The following is a 22,859-nucleotide window of genomic DNA, read 5'->3' as shown; positions in this document are numbered from 1 at the left end:
GATCACCTACACTCCAAAAGAATTCGGCATGACCGATCACATCGAATTGCGGGGAGTGGACAAAACGCCGTTGCCCGTCACGGAAACCGGCTATCGCTCAAACTTTCTGCCGCTCGATCATGTCGTGGCGCATGGCGGCGCAGTTGCCTTTGTGACAGCTTGGCTCGACTTTGAAGCCGCACGCATCGACTGGAAGGGCGCGCAGCTTTCGCTGTTCTAGCGCCAAAATTTCGCGGCTGGCCTTTTAGCCAGCCGCCCATACGTTGATGGGCTAAAACGGTGTCTTTGCCTATCTATCGATAGGCAAGTGACGAAGGTTTGCACATCAATAGATAGGCAAACTTTACACAGAGAAGAAAATTCGCGCCCGCTCTGGCGGGCGCGGGTACGGTTTGGAAATCGTCTATTTTGCTCAATTTCATTGAGCTTATGTTGGAAATTGTAAACTCACTCTGCGAATAGCTCCTGATATACAGCTTCGAACTGCATGACCTCTTCATCTGAAAGCGGCGCAAATTCTTTTTCCCGCGCGCGCTTGGACAAGCGGCCATTGTTTTGTTTCAGGAAGTTGAACAGCAGATCGACAGTTGAGGCAGGCATTTCAACCAAAGCCTCAGCGCGGCTCTTGAATTGGTCGTAACGCTGCAAGAATGCAGCTTCTTCCGGAAGGTCATTTTCGATGGTTTTCTGCACACATTCGAACAAAAACTCAGCGTGTGGCGTGGCGTCAAAATATTTGTAGAAATCATCGGTATCATTGGTGACGCGCACATTCATCTTCTCTGTCGGCTCCCATTTGATGACCGGTAAGAGCCGCCGCGAGTAGCTTTCGAGGACGCTGCGATAATCCTCTATGCGTTCCAGAATGGCCGATGAAACCGGAAAGATGATACCGGTGGGATTGAAGCCGCGCGCGGTCAGAACATGGTGGATCAGATAGCGATGAATCCGCCCGTTGCCGTCCTCAAACGGGTGGATATAGACAAAGCCAAAGGCAAGCGCAGAAGCCGCAATGACAGGATCAATCTCGCCAGCATAGCTACGATCAAAATCGACCATGCCTTGAACAAGGCTTGGCAACGCCTCATGGCGTGCACTGATATGAACGGGGAGCGGCATGCGCGTGTCTTGCTCATGTTCACCGATAAAGCCGCCCTCATCGCGAAAACCAAGCCGGATGAACCGCTCTTCACCAATTACGATCCGCTGCAAGCGCAAGAATTCATCTTGGTCGAGCGATTGCTTACCTGCTTCGCCGATAGCCTTACCCCAACGCTGGATACGGTTGTGCGGCGGCGCTTCTCCTTCGATGGCGTAGCTTGATTTGGAATCTTTCAAAAGCAGAAAAGCGGCAGTACGCGCCAGAATCCCCGCTGAAATCTTGCCTATGACGGTGCGGGCTTGCTCATCAAGTTTGGCGGTAACGAATTGATCTAGTTTTTTAGTGCGCCGGACCAGTGGACAGAAGTTCGGCGTTCCTGGCAGGTTGTTACGTACGCGGTGGCGTGTTGATGTTTCCCCTTTAACCGCCCATTGAAGTTTGGGGTCAACGATGTCGGCATAGGTTCCTGTTTTGGCGTCTGGAAGGTCAAGCGGACGATCCAGCAGCCATTCATAGAGAAACCAAAGGCGACGCATATAAGCACTGGTAGGCTTGGCGGTAACGATAGTTATCAGCTCCGCAGCATCCATTGCGAGGAACAGACGTTTCAGGATAGCAAGATCGAGGCCTTCATATTTCAGCGCAAAGACGAGATGGCCTTCAAGCGAAGCTTGTGGCTCATGGCGCGGCGTATAGATGCGCCAGCCGCCTTGCTCGTATATCTTGTGACGTTCACCGATAGCGCTTAGAACGAGCGGTAGTGGGACCTTGAGATTGTAGGCGTCAATTAGGGCAGCATACCCAACAGGTAATGCGCGCTCTGGGAGCCTGCTTTCCTGAAAAATGCTTACTGGTCCTGAAAAACGATTATTTTCCGTGCTTTTTTCTAACATTCGCTTATTGTTTTCGAATTATACTATACAAATCCATTGTTTCATGAAAAACGATTACTTTCAATGAAATTCGCTTCAAAACTCTTTTGTTTCGTGAAAAACAGTTACAATCAGCCATGGCCTAGCCAGTGAGGCTAGACTGAAAGTGGCTTCAATTGGCACCGATGGCCCAGCACACGCTTGATATTCTCCAGCGATGCCAGGATATTGCGGCGTTCCTGCGATGCGGGATCGGACTCTGCCAGCAGCAGGGTGAGCAATTGGTGCAATTCTCCGAGTTCTTGATCCGTGAGCCCGTTCAGCTCGTACATTGTGATGATCGTGTTCATGTGAACCTCCTTTTCCGTTTTCGGCCTGGCCCTTCCAGGTCGTTTCGGGAGCGGGAGATGCTTCGAAGGCTTGATGGACACCTTCGGGCGCAACAGCGTGAAGCAGGCAGCCTTGCCGCCTTGTGCAATTACAAAGACTTCTATGCCAGAACTGATTTCGAATGACCTGAAAGACAGCGCCACGGGAAAACCGAAGGGAACACATGAACGCGCGAGCGCAGCTTTCGTGCTGAACCGCGATGGATCAAAAATTTCTCTGGGAGTTGTCTCGTTCTCTACCCCGCGCAGCAGGACAATTTCTTCACGTCCATATCAAAGGTTTGTGCCGCAAGTTTCAGACCTTCAACGGTTGTGAGGTACGGAAAAATCGTTGCACCAAGGTCTTCGTATGTCATGCCTGCCTTGATTGCCAAAACAGCCGTTTGGATAGAATCCGACCCCTCGGGGGCAAGGATATGCGCCCCGATTAGTTTTTTTGTCTTTCCGTCAGCAATGAGTTTTATCAGGCCGCGTGTATCACGAGCAGCCAAGGCTCTAGGGACATTATCAAGCGTTAGGACAGAGGTTCGCACTTCGAAGCCGCGCTCTTTTGCCTGTGCTTCTGTCAGCCCTACACTGGCCACTTGCGGATCGGTGAACACCACAGCGGGCATTGCTGAATTATCATAGGATAAACAGTTACCATTCATGGCATTTTTAGCTGCAATTTTAGCGCCATAGGCTGCCATATAAACGAATTGGTCACGTCCAGTCACATCACCAGCCGCATAGACGTTTTTGCGGGTGGAGCGCATTTGAGCGTCTACTTTCACGCCATTGTTGTCCGCAAGTTCAATACCCGCTGCCGCCAAGTTGAGATGATCGGTGTTCGGTGTCCGACCTGTTGCGATAAGTACTTTTTCGGCAGTGATTTCTCGGGTTCCGTTCTTGTCTTGAACGGTGAGAACGATGGAATTGTCCGTAGCCTCGATGCGGTCATAGGTGATACCGTCCACCAGATTGACGCCTTCGTCTTCAAAGTAGCGAGTGAGCGCTTCACCAATTTCAGGTTCTGCTTCGGGCAAGAGGCCGCGCCTTGAAATGATAGTCACCGTCACCCCTGCGCGAGCAAACACTTGGGCGATTTCAGCACCGATATACCCCGCCCCGATGACCAGCAAAGATTCAGGCAGCGTTTCTAATTCCAAAGCGGTTGTACTGGTCAGATAGGGTACATTCTCGATGCCTTGGATTGAAGGCAAGGCTGGCCGTGCTCCTGTAACAATAATGATCTTCTTAGCATTGATGGCGTTGCCGCTGACTGTCAGCGTTCCGTCGTCAGAAAATTTGGCCTCGCCCTCGATATAAGTCACAGAGTTATATGCTGGCAGTAAATCGCGGTATTTTGTTTTGCGCAAATCATCGACCAGATTCTGTTTCTGCTTAACCGCCGCTCCCCAATCAGTGACCCTTGCAGAGGCCTCTATTCCATCAAAGCGATTTGCAGTGTGTGCCACATGGAGCGTTTCAGCCGCCCTTATCAGGGCTTTTGAGGGGACACAGCCGACATTGACACACGTCCCGCCAATCGTGCCGTATCCGATCAAAACTACCTGTGCACCTTCGTCAGCAGCAGTGATAGCGGCGGAAAAACCTGCCGATCCTGCGCCGATCACGGCAACATCGTAAGAACCATTATTTTTATTGTCGCTACAATCGAACATGAAACACCTTCGGGTTCTAATTAGGAGGTTTGGTTTCGTTGCTGCCTGCGCCAAAGGGCGTAGATCGTCAGCAGGACGAAGAACGCAAGAGCTGGAAGCAGCACATAGTCGAGATATCCGATCAAAGCGGACAGACCCACGACGCCGAGTAAGATAACCAGAACTGGTGTGAAGCAGCACAGGGCGGCAATGACCGCGCCGATGATACCTGCTGTGAGGACGCCTTTGTCAGTCATGATCCGCTTTTTTCATCTAGAAGCGAAGAAGGATATCCTATATTGGCAGTTGCTTGTTGAATTGCCTCGATGCTTGTCACTGTATCTTCGAATATTACGGTTGCCGAGCGATCTTCCATAGTAGCTTCCACGGCTTTGATGCCATCGACCGCCGAAATGGCTTGTTTGACCATGTAGGGACAACTGACACAGGTCATGCCTGGCACGGATAGTTTGATTGTTTGTTCAGCAGCGACAGCCATCGATGAGGCCGACGCGAGCATTGCGAACACAAGGGACGGGATTAGTCGTTTCATAATGGTTCCTTTCATGATCCGAGAATGAGGGGCAAGAGATATGGCCATGCGAACGCCAGCAAGATCAGCGCGGTTGCAAACCAGAGTGCTGTTTTGACAATGATATTGGGGAGTGGCCTTGCGCAGGCTTCGCCTTCGGCACACGCGATTTTTGGTTTACGGTAGACCAGCCAATATCCGTACCCGAGAAAACCAAGCGTAATTACTATGAATATTGGTTGATAGGCAGACAGTGCTGTCAACTGACCGATCCAAGCACCGCTTATGCCAAGACTGAAAAGCACTAGAGGGATTATGCAACAGGTGGACGCTGCGATAGCGCCAAGGATTCCACCCGCTGCTATCAGTTTGGCTTTCCTTGAATCGTCGTCTGGCGCTGATTCAATCAAATCTGTGTTGGTAACTCTGCTCATAATTTTTCTCGCAAAATTTCGCTCATATAACTACTATACGATCTGTAGTAACTACAGATGCAAGGGGATTTTTCATGGACGAAGTCACAAATAGGAGAGGCTATGCGATAGGAGTAATGTCGCGTGAAACGGGCGTGAATATCGAGACTATCCGTTATTATGAACGGATAGGCATCATGCCAAAGCCTGACCGAACAGAGGGTGGCAATCGGCAATACAACCATGACCAGCTAAAACGGCTGTTTTTCATTAAACGATGTCGTGAGCTGGATTTCAGTATCGAGGAAATCCGATCATTGTTGCGCATGACGGACAGTCAGGAATTTACCTGTGGGGAGGTTCACACCATGACGGTTGACCATCTAGCAACCGTTAAAAAGAAGGTTGCCGATTTGAGGCGCTTAGAGAAAGCGCTTCAATCAATGGCTGCGGAGTGCGGTAAAGGTGACGTGCCAGATTGCCCGATAATCGATATTTTGTTCAGCGTGTAGGTACTTGCGCGAGATGAGCGCCGCCCTGTTAGGGACGGCGTTTCAGTTCAGGCGCTCCGGCGCAACCGAATGCAGGCAATCAAACGCCGGATCATCGACCACGACAAAGCGAATGTTGAAATCCACCGCTGCGTTGTGGCTTTCCATCATGTAGCGCCAGACCTGATGCCAGTGGACGCAAGCGGATAGAGTTGACCGGAACGCCATGCGATATTCGGCAACACCAATTGGTGAAGGATAACCGCAGCGCTCGCATGCAGCTTCCAGTCGCATGGCCGCGTCATGCACGCGGCGGGGGACGTAGGTGATCCAATCCAGTTGGCTCATAGTGAGTCTCCTTTCTTTTATCGTTCAAACCCAAAATCGCGGCCTTTGTTGCGCCCGCGCTTCCGTTTGCGCCCATCCCGATCCGCCTCGCGTGGCTCGCGCGTGCGTTCCGGCAGGGCCATGTCCTGATAACGGGTGACATCCTCGCGCAGCAAAAGAAGACCGGCCTGTTGCCGCGCGCGCTGTTCACGGATGTCATCTTGCAGGACGCTCCGCTCATCGAGTTGACCAGCAACCATGTCGTCGCGCTCCGTCCGATCCCGTAGCAGAGCTTTCCAGGCTTCGCGTTCGTTCTGTTCTCTAATCTTGCTATACTTGCCTGTTATCCGCTGCCAGATACCCGAGAACCCGCGTGGCAGCCGTGCCGCTCGCATATTGGTTTCGGCGATCCAGCACTTTTCTTGCGCTTCCTTATGCGCCGCGCGTTCTTGCCGATGCCGTCCCGCTAATTCGCTGCGACGGAATTCTAACGCCTTGCTACCCTGACTGGCTTCAAGTTCAGACTGCCGGACAAAGCCTTTGATTCGCTCTGTCATACGCGAAGCCAACGCGACTTTGGCCTGATCGACCGACGGCAGATCATTGGAATCACCGACGCGCGCCAAAATGTCTTTTGTCCGCACGCCTGCTTGCCGTGCCACGGCATAAACCTCACCGCGATAATCGACGGCGACGACACCGCGCCGATCACCGCGCGCTAGCGTGAATCCGCGCTCTTTCAATGCCTGGGCAAAAGACGCGCCCGAATCCGAACGGTTCCAGCATTTCTGAAACAGTGCTTTAAGGTGTTTCGGATCGAGCCCAACGCGCCGCGCTTGTTGCCATTCCTCACGTGTAAAGCTGAGAGGATCGCGCTCTCGCCAGTCACGAAGACCCTTTGGCATGTCCCAGCCATGCGTGCGAAACAACTCGCGCGACACATCCCGAAGCCGCATTTTGTAGTGAGAGAGATTGATTGCGCGCATCCGTTCCGCGTCAATGCGCGACCAGACCACATGGGCATGCCGTCGCCCGTCTTTTTCATGAAAGACAATGGCGCGCGGCTGGTTCTCAAGGCCGAGCTTGCGTTCGACCTCATCGGCAGCTTTTTCAAAATCTTCCGTTGTTACCATCGCTGATTCGGGCGGATTGAGGCTGATCGAGAACAGATGGTTTTTGCAGCGCGTGCCTGCGGCAATGGCGTCCGCCTCAAAGAACGCATCCAGCAGATTATCGCTTACAAAGCCGCGCACTTCATGCAACTCGACATGATCGTTATCCCGCATGGTGAGCAAGTAGCGGGCAAGTTGCGCGGCACTACCTCTCTCTTTTGCCTTCAGAATCATAGCTTAGGGCCACGATTACGCCCGAGCGCGCTGAGAATGTCTTGCCTCATGGCAAGCACCGCCGCACAGGCTTTGCGCAGTTCCTCTTCGGTTTCCGGCGTAACAGGCAGAGAGCCCGTGTTTACCGCTTTTGCGAGCTGGTTGAGATTGGCGGAGAGGCGCGACGAACCGAGCGCGCCGAGCACGCGCCCGAGGGCGGCTTGGTCTTTCACAGGAAACTTACCGCGCGTCGTGCGCGGTGTCACATTGCCGCCAAACAAACGATCACGGATATAAGCGCCGAGAGCCTTCCCCGCAGCATCATGTTCAAGGATGCCACGCTCATCAAAGCTGAGCCGTAGCGAAAACGGCGCTGGGCCTTTATTTGCCCTCTGGTTGGCTAAAATATTGAAATCATTTTTTGGATATTTCATCTTCACGCTCCCGACCATCAAGGTCTAGTTGCGTGAGGTGGCGCTCCCATTGCTCTAGCGCTTCAAAGAGAGTGTTCGAGTTCTCTCTCGTTAGCCGCACCATTTTCCGATTATGACAATCCCGCACCATTTTTTGGTGACTAAATGCCGATTGGCCCAAACTTCCCACATATTTTTACCCGTACCCGGCGAGACTGCGCGGCAGTTGAGGGCACGGCTGATCATCTGGTTCTTGCCATAGAAATTTCTTGCACAAATTACTCATATACGTACACTATACGGTTATGGGAACAGATTTGCAGGTTTTGGATACCTCTTCACTAGCCGGCCGCGGCGGACCGCAGTCGGTCGGGCGTATTTTTGCCATACTGGATCTATTGGCGGAGGCGCGCGACGGCGCCACGCTGTCCGAACTAGCCGTGAAAACGACGGCGCCCAAGACAAGTCTTGTCGGGTTGCTCAGCGGGTTGACCCTGGAAGGGTGCCTCGTCCGAAATGAAGAAGGGCGGTATTATCTCGGCCCGCGATTTGTCGCGCTGGCGATGCGGGCAACTCCGGGGCGCGAACTCATTGCGACGGCGCGCCCGGTTCTGGTGGATCTAGTCGAGGCGAGCGGCGAGACTGCCGTCCTCGGCGTCTTGGCGCCGGATGCGGAGGTGGCAATCTATCTCGATAAGGTCGAAAGCGAAAATCCCATCCGATATGCCGTCAGTGTTGGCAAGCGGCAGGAGCTGTATTGTTCCGCCGCAGGCAAGATATTGCTGGCCTTTTTTACATCCGAGCGACGGGAGAATTACCTTAAATCCTACGTCCGCGAGAAATTTACAGCGACCACGATCATCGGCGCCGCGGAATTGCAGCGCGAAGTGTCGCAGATCCGACGGGAGGGGGTTGCCTATTCCGTTGACGAGGGAGTGAGCGGGGCGAGTGGCGTCGGCGCGGCGATTTATGCCGCGGATGGTAGCGTTGTTGCGTCGCTATCGATTGCCGGACCAACGGAGCGGATGCGACAAAACCGGGCAGAGAACGTACGGCTGATCAAGGCCGCAGCGGCAAACTGTACGAAGCGTATCGGTGGTACCTTGGCGACGGGGCAAGAGGCGACATCGCCGTTTGAAACGGGCCCCGGCAACGGGGGCCGGTATAACAAATAAGGCGCATCAAGCGCCGGGAGGATCAGGATTATGAGCGTGGAATTTACCGATGAACAACTTCAGATCAAGGAGAGCATAAGTCGGCTGTGCAAGCGATTTGACGATAAATACTGGCTGGAACGGGATACCGATGGTGTCTTCCCGGAAGATTTCTGCCGCGCAATCGCCGATGAGGGTTGGATGGGCATTGCCATGCCCGAGCAATATGGCGGCAGCGGCCTTGGTATTTCGGAGGCGGCGATCATGGTGCAGGCGATTACGGAATCGGGGGCGGCGAATGCCGGCTTTGCGGCAATCGCAATCGGGATATTCGGGCTCAATCCGGTGGTCGTCTTTGGCACCGATGCCCAGAAAGAGCGTTGGCTGCCACCGATTATCAAGCGCGAGGATGTGGCCTGCTTTGCCGTCACAGAACCTAACACCGGACTTGATACCACTCGTTTGAAAACACGGGCGATCCGTGACGGTGAAAATTACATCATCAAGGGCGAGAAAATCTGGACTTCCACGGCATTGCAATCGAACAAGATGCTGCTGATTGCCCGCACCAAACCTGAGTCAGAGACGAAACGCCCCATTGATGGCCTGTCACTCTTCTACACCGATCTAAATCGCGACTATGTCGAGATCCGGCCGATCGACAAGATGGGCCGGAAATGCGTCGATTCCAATCAGCTTTTTATTGATGGCCTGCCGGTCCCGAAAGAAGACCTGATCGGTGAGGAGGGCAAGGGGTTTCGCTATCTTCTGCATGGTCTGAATGCGGAACGCATCCTGATTTCGGCGTCGATGGTCGGTCTTGGGCGCTGCGCCCTGAAACGGGCGGCGGATTATGCGCGCGAACGTGTCGTCTTTGGTCGGCCCATCGGAATGAACCAATCCATACAGCATCCGCTCGCCGAATCCTGGGCGGAGCTTGAGGCGGCTAATTTGATGGCCTTCCGTGCCGCCAATCTGTATGATTCCGGTCGCGAGTGTGGCCTTGAGGCGAACGGCGCGAAATACCTGGCAGCCGAGGCAGCGTTCAAAGCCTGTACGAATGCGGTTATGACGCATGGCGGGATGGGATATGCCAAGGAATACCATGTCGAGCGCTATATGCGCGAATGCCTGATCCACCGGCTGGCCCCGATCAGTCCGCAACTCATGCTCAGTTATCTGGCGGAACGCGCCCTTAATCTACCGAAATCCTATTAACGGCAGGGGAGAGCTTATGACCGGACCACTTGACGGTGTTAAAATCATCGATCTGTCAAATATGCTGATGGCACCCTATGCGACCCAGATACTGGGGGATATGGGCGCGAATGTCATCAAAGTCGAAGCCCCCGGCGGGGACGCGGTAAGGGGAATCGGTCCCAGCCGTAACCCTGGCATGGGACCCATATATCTCAATTGCAATCGCAGTAAACGTAGTATCCTGCTTGACCTCAAGCAGAAGGAGGGACATCAGGCGTTGCTTGATCTCCTGAAGGACGCGGATGTTCTTGTTTACAACCGCCGACCACAAGTTATGGCGCGGCTGGGGTTGTCCTATGAAACTGTTTCGAAGATCAACCCGCGTATTATCTATGCGGGCCTTTTCGGCTACAGCCAAAACGGCCCCTACGCGCACAAACCAGCCTTTGATGACTTGATTCAAGGCGCGATCGCCATTCCAACGATGTCCCAGACGGCATACGGAGGAGAGCCAACCTATGCACCAACTGCCATCGTTGACCGCGGTGTCGGCCTTTGGGCCGTTGGTCAGATAAACGCGGCCCTCTTTCAGCAGGCACGCAGCGGCCGGGGACAGCGTATTGACATACCGATGTTCGAGATGATGGCAAGCTTTGTCCTTGCCGACCATCTCGCCGGTCAAACGTTTGATCCACCGCTGGGGCCGGCGGGATATACGCGGATGTTAAACCCGGACCGGCGCCCCTACCGCACTCTCGATGGATATGTCTGTGTGATGGTTTATACGGATCAGCACTGGCGATCTTTCTATCGGGCGCTAGGACGGGAGGCGGATCTGGATAACGATCCCCGCTTCAGGAACCTCTCAACACGAACGGAGAATATTTCAGCTATCTACGGTGAACTTGCGACGCTGCTTCTCACCCGCACAACGAAGGACTGGCTTAAACTCTTCGATGACGCGGATGTTCCGGCCATGCCACTGCATACATTGGACAGCCTGCTGGAAGATCCTCATCTGAAGGCCATAAACTTCTTCACCTCCATGGAGCATCCGAGCGAGGGGCGATTGCGGGATATGGCGGTGCCGGGGTCCTGGTCGGAAACCCAGCCAGCGCGGACCCGCCACGCGCCCCAACTGGGCGAACATAGTCTTGAGATTTTGCACGAAATTGGTTACAGCGAGGAACATATCGCTATAATGATCAAAAACGGGGTGACACAATCACCCCCGAACAAGACCGGATGTACATCTAACCCCTAAATAAAAACGCAAAGAAAGGTTACCCTATTATGTCAGGCCTATATTACGAAGAATTTGAAGTCGGCATGGAATTCAAGCATGCGCTGACGCGGACAATAACGGAAATGGACAACGTTATGTTTTGCGCCTTGACCCACAATCCGCAACCTCTCCATCTGGATGAGGAATTTTCAAAAAATACTGAATATGGACAGCGGATCGTCAACAGTATTTTCACCCTGGGGCTGGTCATCGGTGTTACGGTTGCAGAGACAACTCTCGGTACGACGCTTGGCAATCTCGGCATGACCGATATCCGTTTCGTCAACCCGGTTTTTCACGGCGACACAATCCGGTCGGTGACACGCATCAAGGAAATGCGCGAGAGTAAATCACGGCCAACTGCCGGTTTGGTGGTGTTTGAGCATATTGGCTATAACCAGCGTGATGAGGAAATAGCCTATTGTGTTCGTACCGGCCTGATGAGGAAAAAGCCATGAAGATAATCCGGTCCTGGCTGTTCGTACCGGGCGATGATGAGCACAAACAGGCAAAGGGGCGGGGCAATGCGGCCGACGCCCTTATTCTGGATCTTGAAGATTCGGTTTCCGATGACCGGCAGGATATTGCGAGGGAGACGGTTGCCACCTTCCTGAAGAATAATCCTGATCGCTCGCGGCAGGAGCTTTGGGTGCGCATTAACCCGCTGGATAACCCGTTGTCACTGCCCGATCTCGCGGCGGTGATGTCGGGAGGGCCGGACGGGATTGTGCTGCCGAAGGTTTATTCCGCGGCCGAGGTCAATACGCTGGCGCATTATCTCGATATTCTTGAGGTTCGCGAAGGCTTGCCGGCCGGATCGACCAGAATTCTTTCGGTCGCCACCGAAACGGCAGCCTCGCTGCTGACCTTCCATACCTATCTTGATAACGTGTCTGACCGGCTGGTGGCATTGACTTGGGGCGGGGAAGATCTGGCGGCGGCCCTCGGGGCCTCGGACAACCGTCATCCGGTCACGGGTGATTATGATGACCCATTCCTGCTGGCAAGAACGTACTGCCTGGCGACGTCCCGCGCCATAGATGTGCAGCCGGTGGGCGTCGTCTATGTCGATTACCGCGATCATGAGGGGTTGGAGAACGAATGCCTTCGCGATCGGCGCTCGGGCTTCATCGGCAAGATTGCCATTCATCCGGCTCAGTCGGAGGTCATCAATCGGGCCTTCACCCCGACGGAGGCCGAGATCGATTTTGCCAAGCGCGTGATTAATATATTTGCGGAAAATCCCGGCATGGGGACGATCGGGATGGACGGCAAGATGCTCGACATGCCGCATCTGAAACAGGCGCGAAACGTCATGGCCCTGTATGAGCAGATCACGGGCCTGTAATTCCGGCGCCCGGACAGGCTAATCCTGTCCGGGCTCGCCTTGATCGCTTTATTACGTTTTCGTACCGACATATATCCGGTTGGCGGTTGGACTGATGACAAGCTGGTTCACGCAGACCCGTTCATCCAGACGTGCGAGAAACAGGACAGTCTCCCCCAGGTCTTCTGGCTGAAGCATTGCTGCCTTCTGTTCATCGCTCACCGGCACCGGCCGTTTCTCAAGGAGGGGCGTCGCCACCTCTCCGGGGCATAGCGCGCAGGAACGGATGCCGTTGACAGCCTCTTCCATATTAATGCTCTCGCTCATCGCGACCATCCCGTGTTTTGCCGCGTTATAGGCGGGGCCACCCATTCGTGAGACATGCACCCCCGCCCAGGAGGCGACATTGATGATCAAGCCCGATTTCTTCTTCCGCATCGTTGGCAAAAGAGCGTGGCAGCAGTAAAAGGCGCCGTTCAGGTCGATCTTGACGACAGCGTCCCAGCCCTCGACATCAAGTTTTTCCCACGTCCGGTTCTTGATATTGATACCGGCACTCAGGACCGCAACGTCGATCCCGCCGAAGCGCTCTTCTATGCGCGCAACAACTTTATTAACTTCCGTGGGATCGGAGATATCCAGCGTCTCTATGACTGGCTCGCACCCTGCGGCGCGGACAAGGGTGGCAGTTTCATCAAGATTAGCCTTTCGCCGGCCGGAGAGAATTATCTCCATCCCTGCGCCTGCGAGGGCAACGGCGGCGGCTTGGCCGATCCCGGTTCCGGCCCCGGTAATCCAGGCGATTTTTCCTCCGAGGTCTCTGCCGGCACCGAAGGGATGCTTGTTGTCTTGTGTATTGGCTTTGGACATATGCGGCTCTCTTTCGTGTTCTTTTTAAGTTATGGCTGTTCGCCCGCTTCAATCCCGATAATTATAGTGGACGGAGCCGCCGTTGTCTTCAATGGTTATGGGGTTTGCACTGTGAAAGAGGATGCATGCGTGAGCGGTTCATACAACGGCCTGATAAGGGGATGACAAATCCGGATTAGCCCTTTACTGTCTGTCTGATTAAAGCTGTATCCCTTCACCCTGTTTGACCGAGTGTGCCTTTGACCGCTGATGATATTGAAAGCTTGATTAGCCGGACGGCACTGGGGAACCGGGAGGCCTTCAATTCTCTTTATTCTGCGACCAGCCCGAAACTTTTTGGCGTCTGCCTTCGTATCTTAAATAATCGGTCGGAGGCCGAGGATGCTTTGCAGGAGATATACGTCAAGATCTGGCGTGATTCGTCAAAATATGCACCCGCAGGCTACAGTCCGATGTCATGGCTTATTGCAATCGCGCGTAATCATACCATTGACAAGATCCGGGCGCGTAAACCCGAAGCCGTGGATATTGATGATGTGATCGATCTGTCAGATGACGCCCTCAATCCGGAAAAAGAAGCAATTTTATCGTCGGATCGTCGTCAGATTGACGGCTGCCTGAATGAATTGGAAAAGACAAAGGCGGAGGCGATACGCGGAGCATATATAGAAGGATACAGCTACCAGGAACTGGCCCTTCAGCAGGATATACCGCTTAACACCATGCGAACCTGGTTGCGCCGTAGTCTGATGAAACTGAAAGAGTGTCTCGAACGATGACAACCGAGAAAGACATAGAGCATCTGGATGATGCACTGGCCGCCGAGTATGTACTCGGTGTGCTGCCGCATGCCGAGCGGCTGTCCTTCTCTGCCCGTCTCGCCAGTGAGGCGGACCTCCGGATCAAGGTTCAATTTTGGGAGGAACAGCTGGTTTCCATGACCGACAGCGTGGAGCCGGTGACCCCCTCCGCTCAGGTACTCTCGCGGATCGAAGGTGAGATTTTCGCGGCGTCCGACAGAATAAGTCCGGCGAATGCGCCAAGCTGGTGGCTGAGCCTTGGCTTTTGGCGCGGTCTCAGCATGCTTTCGCTTGCGACGCTTGTGGTCCTGGCGGCGCTTTATAGCGGCGCCCTGACAGGACCGCGAGGAACGGATACTGAGGCGGTACCGCTTTATGTGGCAGAACTTTCCGGTGATAGTGATGTTCAACTGGTGACGGTTTATGATGCCTCCTCGGGCGTCCTTAAGATGAACAGGGTTAAAGGCGCGCCGGCCGCCGGTCGATCATTTGAATTGTGGCTCATTGAGGGCGGAAATAATCCAGTCTCGCTAGGCCTCGTGCCGACCACCGTACGCGGGACGGTCACGGTTCCTGAAAATCTGCGCGATAAATTTGCTGATGCTGTGCTTGCCATCAGTGACGAGCCGGAAGGGGGCTCCCCCACCGGTCAGGCCACAGGCGCTGTGCTTGCCGCGGGAAAACTGGCGGCGATCTAAAAAAATAAAAAAAGCTGAAACTTAATTTAAAAAGCTCTCGTTACTCCTTGCATCGGTTCCTTGAAGGGCCGGATATTTTAACAAGGAGAAACAAATCATGAGCATCCGTAAGATATTCCTCGTCGCAACAATTGCACTTCCGGTGGCCATTGCTGGCTGCTCCGCTTCTGCGGAAAAGCCGATGGCTGACGGCATGGCTAACAGCACCGGCAATCCAATGGTTGGTGGTGCCGAGATGTACCCGACCAAGAACATCATCGAGAATGCTGTAAACTCCAAGGATCACACGACCCTAGTGGCCGCTGTCAAGGCTGCTGGTCTTGTCGAAACATTGCAGGGCCCAGGCCCGTTCACAGTTTTCGCGCCAACCAACGAAGCCTTTGACGCGCTTCCGGCGGGAACGGTTGAGGCTCTGTTGAAGCCTGAAAACAAGGCCAAACTGACGAAGATCCTGACCTGTCATGTGGTTGCCGCAAAAGCCTTGTCTGGGCCGATCATGAAAATGGTTGATGATGACAATGGCGCCCATCCCGTGAAGACCGTCGGTGGCTGTGTCTTTACGATCATGTACAAGGGCGACAACATCATGATCAAAGATGGCCAGGGTAATATCGCCCATGTCACCATCGCCGATGTAAAACAGTCCAATGGCGTAATTCACGTTATTGACCGGGTTCTCCTTCCTGCATCGTAATTAGTCATTGCAGGAATAGAGCGACCGCCCGTTTTCTTTGCGACGGGCGGTCGTTTTTTTTCCAATAATAGAAACCGTGATGGCGGATCACGCCGCAGGCAGATCCATTCGCTTGCCGGCAAGACTTGCCCGAAGGTCATTCAGCGTTTTGAGACTGTGCATGGCCCGCTCCGGCGCTTTTATGGCAACGCCCACCAGCAGGGCTTCAATAAGGCCCAGCGTCGTTGTATGCATGCTGAGCAGGTCGGATCGACCACGGGGCACCGCCACAGCGATATCGACTTTATCCCGCAACTTTCCGCCAAGGGTGTCCGAAAACAGGATCGATGAGCTTTCCGACGTTTTCGCGTAATCGAGCAATGCCGTCAACTCCGGGTATATCCGGCCATAGGCAAAAACCAATAAAAGGTCCCCTTTTTTAATCGGCAGCATCTGGTCGGCGAGCAGGATACCGCTGTGATCAAGGCTGCGCGCTTCAATCCCGAACCGTTTGAGCTGGATTGAAAAATATTGTGCCATGGCGCTGGAGGGGCCAATGCCGAAGATGAACACATGTTGCGCTCCGACGATATGCCGGATGACCTCGGTGAATGTTTCGGCGGGAAGGTCACGGCGCAACTGTTCAAGGGATTGCTGGTGTATGTCTATGGTGACATCAAGGGCAGCACCCACATCGTCACCAATTTCGTTTAATGTTCTGGCCAGCCGGTTGGATGGGGAGGGATTATCGCGCATTTCCCCGGCAAGGGTGCGACGTAATTCCTCCATTCCGGAAAAGCCCAATGCCTTGACGGCTCGAATGACCGTCGCATCGCTCGTTCCAGCCTTTTCTGCGAGATAGGACGCCGAGCCGATAAGCGCCTCCTCCCGATTGTCGGCGAGAAACCGGGCGACGCGTTGCTCGGCGGGGCGAAGCCCGTCGAGGCGCTGCGCTACCTGATCGGTAAAACGGGATTTCGTCATGCGGGCATTCCTTGTTGACTCTGCTTGTAGTATATACTACTCATAATAAAATATGTAGTAAAAACGACAAAATGGGTATGATCCGCAACGAAGCGAGTTGGAACTGCGATGGATATGGCATCTTGGGGCTTGACCGGACCAACGGTAATCGTGGTGATTGCTGCTTTCCTTGCCTCCCTCGTTGAAATCGTCGAGGCCCTGACAATTATTCTTGCGGTGGGTGTCGTGCGTGGCTGGCGGCCCGCACTCATCGGGGCGGGCGCAGGCATTGCGCTCCTTGTCATTCTGGTCGCGATATTCGGGCCGCTGCTGTCCCGGGTCCCCATCCAGTGGCTGCAACTGGGCGTTGGCATCCTGTTGTTGCTGTTTGGCATGCGGTGGCTGCGAAAGGCGGTGCTGCGCTCTGCCGGCATCATTTCCCTACATGACGAGGCGGCGATTTTTGATCGGGAATCCCGGGCTTTGCAGAAGGATGGGCGGTCCCGGACCACACTCGATCCGATTGCGGTTATCACCAGCTTCAAGGCGGTTGTCCTTGAAGGGCTGGAGGTGATTTTTATCGTTATCGCCACCGGTTCCGCTGGTGGAATGCTGATTCCGGCATCGATCGGCGCGTTCGCCGCCATGGTCCTTGTTTTCGGAATTGGATTTATCGTTCACAAGCCCTTGGCCAACGTGCCTGAGAATAAACTGAAGTTTGTCGTCGGTATCCTCCTGTCCGCGTTTGGTGTCTTCTGGATCGGTGAAGGGGCCGGGTTCGCATGGCCAGGTGCGGAATTCGCAGTCCTGGCCCTGATCGCAGGCTTCCTCGTTGTGGCCCTGCTGGCGGTCAAACTCGCGCATCGTACAACAAGCATGGCGGAGGTTTCATGACCTGGATTCTGGCAGCGCTTCGGGAGTTATTTGCACTTTTCGTGGACGATGTCTGGTTCACATTAGCGATTCTCGTCTGGATCGTGCTCGGGGCCTTTGTGATGCCGGAGGTCATTGCTGACCCTGTCTGGAGCGGCCCGCTTTTATTTTCCGGGTTCGCGGTTATTCTTGTCGTAGGCACCTGGATGACGGCGAAAGGCCGCGGTCGTTAACGGATCGCGCCTCACTAGGTCACCCATGCGCTAATTACGGCGCTTGTCGCCGGGGGGGGCATCGCATCGGGTTTAAGCCATCCCACTTTTTAAAAAAATGTCGATTTTCCTTTACTAAGGGCGCCATCACATGTAAAAAATTGCGAATGATAATCAATATCGCTAGCGACTGGGACATCCGAAAGGCCGTTCGCCGTTAGCCAATTTTTTAGATTAAGGGAAAGTCGAGAATGTTTAAAACAGCCACCCTTCTTGCCGGTATAGTTGCGCTGGGCATGATGATTACCGCGCCGGTGTTTGCAGCTGATATTACGGTCATTGACGTGATCATCAAGGATCATAAGTTCCAGCCCGACCGGATTGAGGTAGAGGCCGGAAAAGCCTTCACCCTGATGGTCAAAAACGACGATGCCACCCCCGAAGAGTTCGAGAGTCATGACTTGAACCGGGAAAAAATAATCAATGGCCATTCTTCCGCCAAAATACGGATCGGGGCGCTTGAGCCCGGGGAATACAAGTTTTTCGGGGAATTCAATGAAGACAGCGCCCAGGGCGTAATCGTCGCGAAATAACTGAAAAAACGGATATAGCCATGATTGCCGCCCTGATTATCACCTTTCGCGAAGTTCTTGAAGCCGCCCTCATTATCGGTGTCGTGCTCGCGGCGACGCGTGGCATCCCGAAGGCCCGGTACTGGGTGGCGGTCGGGATTCTCGGCGGGGTGACGGGGGCGGTTATCGTCGCCCAGTTCGCCGGGGCAATATCTGATTCCGTATCGGGTTTCGGTCAGGAAATTTTCAACGCATCTGTGCTGTTGTTGGCCGTGTTGATGCTTGCCTGGCACAATGTCTGGATGTCGACCCATGGCAAACAGATGGCGGCGGAAATGCGGAACGTTGGTGATGAAGTGAGAGCGGGGGGCCGTCCGCTCTATGCGCTGGCAATTGTTGTCGGGCTCGCGGTGATGCGCGAAGGCTCGGAAATTGTGTTGTTTCTCTATGGGCTTGCGGCGGCTGATGGCGGGCTTACAAACGCGGTTACCGGCGGCGCTGCTGGACTTGCAATAGGGATTGTCGTCGGCGCGGCACTTTATTTTGGTCTGTTGCGTATTCCGTCGCGCTACCTGTTTCAAGTAACCGCCTGGCTGATTGCGTTTCTTGCGGCCGGCATGGCAGCGCAGGCTATGGTATTTCTGTCGGCGGCGGATCTTGTCAAACTCGGACCGCAGCTGTGGGACAGCTCATCCTTGCTCAGTCAAAACAATATTCCCGGACAGATTCTCCATACGCTTATCGGCTATGTGGACCGGCCACGCGCCCTGCAGGGCGTTGCTTATCTCGGGACACTGGCACTGATCTTTGGGGCCATGCATTTTATGTCCCGGCGCCATCGCCATACCACAACCGCCGCAAGCGCAAGGCATTAAGCCTGCTGTTGCAGCTTACGGATTGTATTTTCGAGAATGTTGAGAAATTGCGATCGGTCCTTTTTGGTGAAAGCGGCATTATAACCGGAAATTTCTCCGGTCTGGCGCAGATGGGCATTTAGATCCCGCATCGCCAGCGCCATGCCGATGGATTGTCCGCTCAGGCCCTTGCCGTTCGGCCCAAGGACGGTCGCCCCCTTTGTCAGTGACCGGTCGGCAAGTGGGATATCAGAGGTAATGACGATATCCTTTGGCCTGGCGTTTTCGGCAATCCAGTCATCGGCGGCGTCAAATCCATCGCTTACGACAATCTGCTCGATCAGGAGACTTTGCGGAATGCGTAGCCAGCTGTTGCTGACAACATAGGTCAGCAGCTTGTGGCGCCCGGCCACCCGGTAGATCTCATCCTTCACCGGGCAGGCGTCGGCATCAATAAATATCCTTGTCACCCTAAACCACCTAGTTTGCTTTTACTCTGACGTGACCGCAAAATGTTTACCGCGCGGCCTGCATCACATTCCACACATTCTGCGGTGTTGCCGGCATGTCGATATGTCGGATGCCGAGATCGGCAAGGCCATCGATGATGCCATTGATGACCGCAGGCGGGGCGGCAATACAGCCCGCCTCCCCACAGCCTTTGACGCCCATCGGGTTCATGGTGCAGGGAACCTCGATTGTCTCATATTGCAGATCAAGCGGGATATTATCCGCCCGTGGCATGCCGTAATCCATATAGGACCCGGTGAGCAACTGGCCGTCTTCGCTATACACCGTATGCTCGGTGAGTGCCTGGCCGATCCCCTGGCCGACCCCGCCAATCACCTGGTTGCGGACCAGCGCAGGATTGACCAGCGTGCCGAAGTCATCGACGATGATATAGCGGACAACCTCGGCCGCGCCGGTCTGCTCGTCAATCTCGACTTCGGCGATATGACAGCCGTTCGGGTAGGTAAAGGCCTCAACGGTGAAACTGGCTTCGGAATCGAGCCCTTCGGCAAGATTTTCCGGAAGCTGCCCGAGGCCACGGGCTCGCTGGGCAAGCTCCAGGATACCGATTTTACGGTCGGTTCCGGCGATCGCGAATTCACCGTCTTCGGCGGAAAACTCGATATCCACGGCGGCGGCTTCGAGGAAATGACCGGCGAGTTCCTTGCCCTTTGTCACGACTTCGTCGCTGGCGGCATGAATGGCGGGGCCCTGAGTGGTCAGCGACCGCGAGCCGCCGGTTCCGCCGCCAGTCTTGATCTTGTCAGTATCGCCCTGAATAATGCGAATATTATCAAATGGTACGCCAAGCCGCTCGGCAACAATTTGCGCATAGGCGGTTGAATGCCCCTGACCGGAGGACTGAGTGCCGACGGCAACCGTGACGATATCGTCGTCCTCGAAACGGATGGTTGCGGTTTCCGTTGGGTTGCCGGCGGTTGCCTCAATAAAGTAGGACATGCCAAGGCCGCGCCGTTTGCCATTTTCTGCCGATTGCGCTTTACGTTTGTCAAATCCGGCGTGATTGGAGCTTTCGAGCGCCCGATCCATGATCCGTTCAAACTCGCCGCTGTCGTAGACACAGCCGGTTGCGGTCTTGTAGGGCATGGCGGAGACAGGAATGAAATTCCTGCGCCGGAGTTCGTGGGGGGCGATGCCCAGTTCCCGCGCGGCGGTGTCCATCAACCGTTCAATCATGTAGATGGCTTCCGGCCGTCCGGCCCCGCGATAGGCATCCACCGGCACCGTATTGGTAAAGACGCCGGTACAATGGTAATAAAAGGCGGGGATGTCATACACACCGGGCATAACCTTGACCGCCGCCATTGTCGGGATCATCGGCCCGAAGGTCGACAGATAGGCGCCGAGGTTGGCATTGGATTCCACCTTAAGACCGAGGATTTTGTGATCAGCGTCAAAGGCGAGTTGGGCATGGGTGGTATGATCCCGCCCTTGCGTATCCGAAAGAAAGGCATCACTGCGCTCGCCGATCCATTTAATCGGGCGTTTCAGCCTGCGCGATGCCCAGACAGTAGCGGCACATTCGGAATAAAAGAACAGCTTCATGCCGAAGGCCCCGCCGACGTCCGGTGTGAGGACGCGGATATCCTCCTCGGCGACATGCAAAATCGAATTCGCGAGCAGTGAGCGGAGAACCCAGCCGCCCTGTGTCCCCATGCGGATCGTCATTTTCTTTTCATCTTCGTCCCAGTCGGCAATAACCCCTCGTGGCTCCATCGAATTAACGACCACCCGGTTATTGACGAGATCGAGGGAGATGACATGCGCGGCCTTGTCAAAGGCTGCGTCGATTTTAGCTTCGTCACCCTGCGCCCAGTCGAAAGCGATATTATTGGGCACGCCGTCGTGAACCTGCGCGCGGCCTTCTTCATGCGCCGTCTTGGTATTCGTGACGACATCGCGCTCGTCATAATCAACCATGATGAGCTCTGCCGCATCCTTCGCCTGATTGAGCGATTCAGCAACGATAAGTGCAATATTGTCGCCCGCATAACAGACCTTGTCGGTCGCCAGAACCGGATGCCCGGGATCCGCCCGGTTGCTACCATCACGATTTTTAAGCGGGATCATGCAGGGAAGCTGGTTGGCGTTATCTGCGGCCATGTCCCCGCCCAGAATAATATCGACGACACCGGGGGCCTGCCGGGCCTCCTCAATATCGATCGACAGGATATCGGCATGGGCCACGGGGGAGCGCAGCATATAGGCATGAAGCTCGCCGTCCAGCGAGATATCATCCGTATATTCACCGGTGCCGGTTATAAGGCGGTAGTCTTCTTTACGTTCAACAGACTGATTAATACCGAATTTGACCATTCTCTCGTCCACTTTTCTTTTAGGCGGTGCGCCAGACCGCATGAATATATCACTTAATATCTAACGCTGTACCGGTTACTGCAAGGGCCGATTTTGACCGGGTTATTTTGGTTGTTCCCAAAGCACTCCGTCCGAAATGAGGGAGGCAACGTCGCCATCGCCATATCCGAGCCGTTTTAGGATCTCCCGGCCATGGGCGCCAAACCCGGGCGGGACCGATTTCACCGATCCCGGCGTGCGGCTCATTTTTACCGCCACACCGGTGCCCGTATATCCATCCATTTCGACCACCATGTTCCGATGACGTGTGTGGGGGTGGGTGAGCGCGTCCGGCACCGTCATCGCTGCGCCGGCCGGTACCCCGGCCGCGAGCAACTGCGTCGCAACCTCAATCCCGTCCTTGTCCCTGAACAGGTTATTCATCGCGATATTGAGGTCCGCCCGGTTGTTGACACGCTGTGTATTGTCGGCAAATCGCGGATCCTGAGCAAGTTCCGGCTGGCCCAGAGTTGTGCAGAGCTTGGTAAACTGGCCATGATTGCCGACGCCCAGAAACACCGGCACGGTTTTCGTCTCATACAGGTCATAAGGGGCGATGTTCGGATGGGAATTGCCGGTCAGTTTTGGGGGGGTTCCGGACATCAGGAAATTTGCTGCATGGGGATGCTGAAGCTGTATCCCGGTGTCGTAAAGGGAGGCCTCCACAGACTGCCCCTTGCCGGAGCTATGACGCTCGTTGACCGCCATTAGGACACCGATAACCGCATTCATGCCGGTCCCGAGATCGACCAGCGGGATGCCGATCCGCAATTGGCCGGAGTTCGGCGAGCCGTTGACACTAATCAAGCCGGCCCAGGCCTGAATGACCGCATCATATCCCGGAAATCCGCCGAAGGGACCATCGGCACCGAAGCCCGTCACCCGGCAATGGATCAGCCGCGGGAATTCGCTGGCTAAAAAATCCTCATAACCCAGGCCCCATTTCTCGAGGCTGCCGGTTTTGAAGTTCTCCACCAGGACGTCG

At 54.7% G+C, this 22,859-nt stretch carries 28 protein-coding genes; 14 read left to right on the top strand and 14 right to left on the bottom strand.

The window, feature by feature from the left end:
• Positions 1 to 220 (top strand): hypothetical protein (locus tag ACESNI_RS15005; protein ID WP_373088383.1); only part of this gene is annotated, 220 nt, incomplete at its 5' end.
• Between the two features lie 227 nt (positions 221 to 447).
• Here ACESNI_RS15005 and ACESNI_RS15000 read toward each other — a convergent pair.
• The 6 genes from ACESNI_RS15000 to ACESNI_RS14975 form a co-directional block, all read right to left on the bottom strand.
• Positions 448 to 1,995, bottom strand: a complete 1,548-nt coding sequence (locus ACESNI_RS15000; RefSeq protein WP_373088381.1) for a Fic family protein — start codon at positions 1,993 to 1,995, stop codon at positions 448 to 450.
• Positions 1,996 to 2,129: 134 nt separating this feature from the next.
• Positions 2,130 to 2,324 carry a hypothetical protein gene (locus tag ACESNI_RS14995; RefSeq protein WP_373088378.1) on the bottom strand — a complete coding sequence of 65 codons (195 nt, stop codon included), beginning with the start codon at positions 2,322 to 2,324 and terminating at the stop codon, positions 2,130 to 2,132.
• Between the two features lie 275 nt (positions 2,325 to 2,599).
• Entirely contained in the window at positions 2,600 to 4,027 is a 1,428-nt protein-coding gene (merA, locus tag ACESNI_RS14990) for a mercury(II) reductase (protein WP_373088376.1), read from the bottom strand.
• A 20-nt stretch (positions 4,028 to 4,047) separates the two neighbouring features.
• Entirely contained in the window at positions 4,048 to 4,263 is a 216-nt protein-coding gene (gene merF, locus ACESNI_RS14985) for a mercury resistance system transport protein MerF (protein WP_373088373.1), read from the bottom strand.
• Entirely contained in the window at positions 4,260 to 4,559 is a 300-nt protein-coding gene (merP, locus tag ACESNI_RS14980; RefSeq protein WP_373088371.1) for a mercury resistance system periplasmic binding protein MerP, read from the bottom strand. The genes merF and merP overlap by 4 nt, the downstream gene beginning before the upstream one ends.
• Before the next feature lie 11 nt (positions 4,560 to 4,570).
• Entirely contained in the window at positions 4,571 to 4,972 is a 402-nt protein-coding gene (locus ACESNI_RS14975; RefSeq protein WP_373088368.1) for a mercuric transporter MerT family protein, read from the bottom strand.
• Between the two features lie 74 nt (positions 4,973 to 5,046).
• Between ACESNI_RS14975 and ACESNI_RS14970 the strand changes: the two genes are divergently transcribed.
• Positions 5,047 to 5,463, top strand: coding sequence for a helix-turn-helix domain-containing protein (locus ACESNI_RS14970; RefSeq protein WP_373088366.1), 417 nt, complete (start codon positions 5,047 to 5,049; stop codon positions 5,461 to 5,463).
• Positions 5,464 to 5,505: 42 nt separating this feature from the next.
• Here the strand turns inward: ACESNI_RS14970 and ACESNI_RS14965 are convergent, their stop codons facing one another.
• Genes ACESNI_RS14965 through ACESNI_RS14955 form a run of 3 tightly spaced genes read right to left on the bottom strand, consistent with a single transcriptional unit; the run spans position 5,506 to position 7,528 of the window.
• On the bottom strand, positions 5,506 to 5,790 hold the full coding sequence (locus ACESNI_RS14965; RefSeq protein WP_373088364.1) for a hypothetical protein: 285 nt from the start codon (positions 5,788 to 5,790) through the stop codon (positions 5,506 to 5,508).
• Between the two features lie 17 nt (positions 5,791 to 5,807).
• The gene (locus ACESNI_RS14960) at positions 5,808 to 7,115 is read right to left on the bottom strand and encodes a relaxase/mobilization nuclease domain-containing protein (RefSeq protein WP_373088362.1); all 1,308 of its coding nucleotides are present in this window, start codon (positions 7,113 to 7,115) and stop codon (positions 5,808 to 5,810) included.
• The gene (locus ACESNI_RS14955) at positions 7,112 to 7,528 is read right to left on the bottom strand and encodes a hypothetical protein (protein WP_373088360.1); all 417 of its coding nucleotides are present in this window, start codon (positions 7,526 to 7,528) and stop codon (positions 7,112 to 7,114) included. Before ACESNI_RS14955 ends, ACESNI_RS14960 begins: the two co-directional genes overlap by 4 nt.
• 296 nt (positions 7,529 to 7,824) lie before the next feature.
• On the opposite strand from ACESNI_RS14955, the gene ACESNI_RS14950 reads away from it, so the two are divergent.
• Genes ACESNI_RS14950 through ACESNI_RS14930 form a run of 5 tightly spaced genes read left to right on the top strand, consistent with a single transcriptional unit; the run spans position 7,825 to position 12,494 of the window.
• Positions 7,825 to 8,682 carry an IclR family transcriptional regulator gene (locus tag ACESNI_RS14950; RefSeq protein WP_373088358.1) on the top strand — a complete coding sequence of 286 codons (858 nt, stop codon included), beginning with the start codon at positions 7,825 to 7,827 and terminating at the stop codon, positions 8,680 to 8,682.
• A 30-nt stretch (positions 8,683 to 8,712) separates the two neighbouring features.
• Entirely contained in the window at positions 8,713 to 9,879 is a 1,167-nt protein-coding gene (locus tag ACESNI_RS14945) for an acyl-CoA dehydrogenase family protein (protein WP_373088356.1), read from the top strand.
• Positions 9,880 to 9,895: 16 nt separating this feature from the next.
• A complete protein-coding gene (locus ACESNI_RS14940; protein ID WP_373088354.1) occupies positions 9,896 to 11,125 on the top strand; it encodes a CaiB/BaiF CoA transferase family protein in 1,230 nt (409 codons plus the stop codon).
• A gap of 29 nt (positions 11,126 to 11,154) precedes the next feature.
• Positions 11,155 to 11,604 carry a MaoC family dehydratase gene (locus ACESNI_RS14935; protein WP_373088352.1) on the top strand — a complete coding sequence of 150 codons (450 nt, stop codon included), beginning with the start codon at positions 11,155 to 11,157 and terminating at the stop codon, positions 11,602 to 11,604.
• Entirely contained in the window at positions 11,601 to 12,494 is an 894-nt protein-coding gene (locus ACESNI_RS14930; RefSeq protein ID WP_373088350.1) for a CoA ester lyase, read from the top strand. The genes ACESNI_RS14935 and ACESNI_RS14930 overlap by 4 nt, the downstream gene beginning before the upstream one ends.
• 51 nt (positions 12,495 to 12,545) lie before the next feature.
• On the opposite strand, the gene ACESNI_RS14925 is transcribed toward ACESNI_RS14930, so the two are convergent.
• A complete protein-coding gene (locus tag ACESNI_RS14925; RefSeq protein ID WP_373088348.1) occupies positions 12,546 to 13,343 on the bottom strand; it encodes an SDR family oxidoreductase in 798 nt (265 codons plus the stop codon).
• 239 nt (positions 13,344 to 13,582) lie between these two features.
• Here ACESNI_RS14925 and ACESNI_RS14920 point away from each other — a divergent pair, with 239 nt between their 5' ends.
• From ACESNI_RS14920 to ACESNI_RS14910, 3 genes are all read left to right on the top strand, one after another.
• Positions 13,583 to 14,122: a sigma-70 family RNA polymerase sigma factor gene (locus ACESNI_RS14920; RefSeq protein ID WP_373088346.1), complete on the top strand. Its 540-nt coding sequence runs from the start codon at positions 13,583 to 13,585 to the stop codon at positions 14,120 to 14,122.
• Positions 14,119 to 14,841 carry an anti-sigma factor domain-containing protein gene (locus tag ACESNI_RS14915; RefSeq protein WP_373088343.1) on the top strand — a complete coding sequence of 241 codons (723 nt, stop codon included), beginning with the start codon at positions 14,119 to 14,121 and terminating at the stop codon, positions 14,839 to 14,841. Before ACESNI_RS14920 ends, ACESNI_RS14915 begins: the two co-directional genes overlap by 4 nt.
• 181 nt (positions 14,842 to 15,022) lie before the next feature.
• Positions 15,023 to 15,535, top strand: a complete 513-nt coding sequence (locus ACESNI_RS14910) for a fasciclin domain-containing protein (protein ID WP_373088385.1) — start codon at positions 15,023 to 15,025, stop codon at positions 15,533 to 15,535.
• Between the two features lie 87 nt (positions 15,536 to 15,622).
• Here the strand turns inward: ACESNI_RS14910 and ACESNI_RS14905 are convergent, their stop codons facing one another.
• Positions 15,623 to 16,498 carry a MurR/RpiR family transcriptional regulator gene (locus ACESNI_RS14905; RefSeq protein WP_373088342.1) on the bottom strand — a complete coding sequence of 292 codons (876 nt, stop codon included), beginning with the start codon at positions 16,496 to 16,498 and terminating at the stop codon, positions 15,623 to 15,625.
• Between the two features lie 108 nt (positions 16,499 to 16,606).
• Between ACESNI_RS14905 and ACESNI_RS14900 the strand changes: the two genes are divergently transcribed.
• From ACESNI_RS14900 to ACESNI_RS14885, 4 genes are all read left to right on the top strand, one after another.
• Positions 16,607 to 17,371 carry a COG4280 domain-containing protein gene (locus tag ACESNI_RS14900; protein ID WP_373088340.1) on the top strand — a complete coding sequence of 255 codons (765 nt, stop codon included), beginning with the start codon at positions 16,607 to 16,609 and terminating at the stop codon, positions 17,369 to 17,371.
• Complete coding sequence (locus tag ACESNI_RS14895; RefSeq protein WP_373088338.1) at positions 17,368 to 17,583, top strand: hypothetical protein; 216 nt, start codon at positions 17,368 to 17,370, stop codon at positions 17,581 to 17,583. The genes ACESNI_RS14900 and ACESNI_RS14895 overlap by 4 nt, the downstream gene beginning before the upstream one ends.
• A gap of 230 nt (positions 17,584 to 17,813) precedes the next feature.
• Entirely contained in the window at positions 17,814 to 18,155 is a 342-nt protein-coding gene (locus tag ACESNI_RS14890; protein ID WP_373088335.1) for a cupredoxin domain-containing protein, read from the top strand.
• Positions 18,156 to 18,175: 20 nt separating this feature from the next.
• A complete protein-coding gene (locus tag ACESNI_RS14885; protein ID WP_373088333.1) occupies positions 18,176 to 19,009 on the top strand; it encodes an FTR1 family protein in 834 nt (277 codons plus the stop codon).
• Here the strand turns inward: ACESNI_RS14885 and ACESNI_RS14880 are convergent.
• The 3 genes from ACESNI_RS14880 to ACESNI_RS14870 form a co-directional block, all read right to left on the bottom strand.
• Positions 19,006 to 19,458: a YaiI/YqxD family protein gene (locus tag ACESNI_RS14880; RefSeq protein ID WP_373088330.1), complete on the bottom strand. Its 453-nt coding sequence runs from the start codon at positions 19,456 to 19,458 to the stop codon at positions 19,006 to 19,008. The two genes, ACESNI_RS14885 and ACESNI_RS14880, sit on opposite strands and share 4 nt — an antisense overlap.
• Before the next feature lie 46 nt (positions 19,459 to 19,504).
• A complete protein-coding gene (locus tag ACESNI_RS14875; RefSeq protein ID WP_373088328.1) occupies positions 19,505 to 21,835 on the bottom strand; it encodes a xanthine dehydrogenase family protein molybdopterin-binding subunit in 2,331 nt (776 codons plus the stop codon).
• Between the two features lie 102 nt (positions 21,836 to 21,937).
• Positions 21,938 to 22,859 (bottom strand): CaiB/BaiF CoA transferase family protein (locus ACESNI_RS14870; RefSeq protein ID WP_373088326.1); only part of this gene is annotated, 922 nt, incomplete at its 5' end.

Source organism: Sneathiella sp. (genome assembly GCF_041689005.1).
In the GTDB taxonomy this organism is placed as follows: Bacteria; Pseudomonadota; Alphaproteobacteria; order Sneathiellales; family Sneathiellaceae; genus Sneathiella.
The sequence above is the reverse complement of the archived record's forward strand: the minus strand, read 5'-3'. Positions and strand labels throughout refer to the sequence as shown.